Genomic DNA, 2,677 nt, shown 5'->3' on the forward strand with positions numbered 1-2,677 from the left:
CGCTCTGACTGGTCTAAGCACTCAAGAATATACGACTATCTCCCAGTGGAATCAAGTCATAAATATGGGAAATTTAGCATGCTTCATGGAACGAAACTCCGCACAATTTCACCGGCACCAGGCTCCTCCCAACCGTCAGTGCCGCAACAAACTGTCACCGATCTGCCTCCTGTTTCTCTCTCTTCTCTGCTTTCTTCTTTTGTACTTGTTCTTTGTTTTTTGTATTTATCTTTCTTGCATTCTTCTTTTTCCTTTTTCTCTTTCTCTGTCCCACCACCACTCCTTTACTTCCCAACCCCCCATACTCTGAGGAACGATGGGTGTGGGGGGTTGGGAAGCGAGCGCAGCGAGGGAGTGGTGGTGGGACAGGGAAAGAGAGCCCTTACCTCTCTACCCCATCGCCCCACGATGATGGGGTAAACGACGAGGGCGCGTCACACGGCGCGACTCCAGAAGCGACGCCGGGGACCCCCGAAGGGATCCCCAATCGTCGATCTCAGCCCGTTCCTCAGAGTCGTTCGGGGTGTCTTTCGCCGTCGAACCAGCACACGACACCGTTCGCCGTATAGGCGAGCATGAGTGCATCTTCGGTCCTGACCGCGGACTGCGCGGCCGCGTGCAGGGCCACTTCTGCTCGAGCCACACCGTCACCGGGAGTCGGACTGTAACCGTCCTCACCGTTATGGTGCACGCCATCGATGACCTGGCCGTGCCAGCGGGCGAGCTGGCCGTAGACCTGGCTCAGCAGCCGTTGCGTGCCAGTTAGGCACCCGAGCAAGTCGTAGGAATCTGACGGCCGGTCGAGGACCCGTGTGCGGTGCGCGAGGTGTTGCGCGGCGTCGTAGAGCAGGTTCGCCTGGCGGAGCAGTTCGCTGTGACTGTCCATGATGTCCTTCCCTCCTGGGTTGGAGGGGGCCGCCAATGCGGCCCCCTGGTTTGTGTTTATTCTTCGTCGGCCTTGACGTTGCGCTGCACCCTGGCAATGGCACGGTTGAGATCGGGGCCGATGTTGTCGGCGTCGATGACTCGCCCATACTGGCGTGCGTCGTCATCTCCCCAGCTCTCGGTGTGCTCCCGACCGACGACGATGACGGCGTCTCCCTTGTGGAGCGTCACTGCGACGTTTTGCCCGAGTTCGAACTTCGCTTGAACGAAGTGCGTGGTCGCGGCGTCGTGAGCGAGCCATTTGCCGCTGCGGTATTCGCCGGTGTTTTCGATGACGCGGAGTTTGGTGATCTGGATGGTGCCGGCGGTGACGACCTCAGGGTCGGCGGCCAGGTTGCCGGTGACGGTGCGTGTGGTCATGAGCTGTTCTCCTTCAAAGTGGTGTTGCACGGTGTCTACTGATTGGGTTTGGTTCTTTCCCCCACCAACTGTTTTTTGTGCCTTCCGGCGAGAGAAATCGATAGCGAGCGGGAGAGCCGTAGTGCCCAGAATCTCGGGCGAAATAAGGGAGCGTGCGACCGCGTCCGTGAATCTGGGAACGAAGGCGCGGAGCGAGCTACGATGACCGGCCGGAAAGGTCACAATCACTTCCTCCCTTCACCGGCGCTGTTCGATGTGCCGAACAACGCCGGAGAGTTATCCACAGGGCGCCTCGCGCGCGTACTGTTCATGTTTTGTTCTTCCTGTTCCTTACTGTTAAGGGGACGAAAAAGTTGCCCCCTGATTGACCATTTATTTGCCCCCTTAGGGGACTAATAATTGGCCCCTTCAGGGGGCCATAAATTGGCCCCCTGAGAACTTGGCACCGGCAGGATCAACACTCGTGCATGCCGATTCGCAGACGGTTTCGCACTGTCGACCTGAAGCTCGTATTCGGCAGTGAGCCCGTTCCCGCCGACGCGGATACGGGTGATCGCTCCGGCTTGGATAAGTTCGTGAACGGCCCGTTTGACAGCTCGATGCGCTTGTTCTGAGCCGTTCTCCGGCGCGAGGAAGCCCAAGGCAATCGCCGAGGACTCACGGCCGGCGAAGTAACGACGCGGTGCCTGGCCGAACGGGTTGTTCATCTCATCCCAGCATTCCAATGCCATGTGCACGAGCAGCCGCGTGGCCGTGTTGCTCAGTCCGAGACGCGCCGCAAGAAGAACGGCGTTTTTCGCCGCGTAGAACCCCATGGTTCTCTCACCCGCGGTCTCGGTCGTGGCAGCTTGCTTTTGCGGGACGGGTCAGTATTCTCGTCATAGATCAGATCCTTCGCGGGAGTACGATCCTTGCCCCGGGGTGCAACCCGGGGCTTCTTCATGAGCAAACCCTCACCCCGCCTGAAGACAGGGGTCGGTTCGAGGACAGTCATCGACCGTAGGACGGCGACTGCCCCGTCTGGGTCTGTGCGCTCGCCTCGACCCAGGCGATGACTTCGGACCTCTTGTAGAGGACCTTCTTCGGCGTCGGCTTATAGAAGCGCGGGCCTCGGCCCAGGTATCTCAGCTGAGCCAGCGCCCCAACGTTGAGGCCGGTGAGCTCGGCGACGTGGACGGGGAGGATGAATTCTTCACTCATGATTCGCCTTTCTTGATGACAGAAACCGTGGGTCGGAATCTGTTGAGGACACAGTAAATCGATTCGTAACAGTTGACAAGGGTTTCGGCTGTAATATGTCCGCGTGACAGACTTCCTTGGACAGACCGGAATCGGCAACCGCATTCAAGCGATCCGCAAACAGCACGGCATC

General features: G+C 58.9%; 4 protein-coding genes. All 4 read right to left on the minus strand.

Annotated elements, in window-relative coordinates:
* Window positions 1-508 precede the first annotated feature (508 nt).
* The 4 genes from JF66_RS21920 to JF66_RS17780 all read right to left on the minus strand — a co-directional run bounded on the left by JF66_RS21920 (window position 509) and on the right by JF66_RS17780 (window position 2,505).
* Window positions 509-886, minus strand: coding sequence for a hypothetical protein (locus JF66_RS21920; RefSeq protein WP_051973722.1), 378 nt, complete (start codon window positions 884-886; stop codon window positions 509-511).
* Window positions 887-942: 56 nt separating this feature from the next.
* Window positions 943-1,305: a single-stranded DNA-binding protein gene (locus tag JF66_RS17770; protein WP_035880110.1), complete on the minus strand. Its 363-nt coding sequence runs from the start codon at window positions 1,303-1,305 to the stop codon at window positions 943-945.
* 392 nt (window positions 1,306-1,697) lie between these two features.
* Complete coding sequence (locus JF66_RS17775) at window positions 1,698-2,120, minus strand: hypothetical protein (RefSeq protein WP_035880111.1); 423 nt, start codon at window positions 2,118-2,120, stop codon at window positions 1,698-1,700.
* 175 nt (window positions 2,121-2,295) lie between these two features.
* A complete protein-coding gene (locus tag JF66_RS17780) occupies window positions 2,296-2,505 on the minus strand; it encodes an AlpA family transcriptional regulator (RefSeq protein WP_035880112.1) in 210 nt (69 codons plus the stop codon).
* Window positions 2,506-2,677 lie beyond the last annotated feature (172 nt).

This window comes from Cryobacterium sp. MLB-32, assembly GCF_000738085.1.
Taxonomy (GTDB): domain Bacteria; phylum Actinomycetota; class Actinomycetes; order Actinomycetales; family Microbacteriaceae; genus Cryobacterium.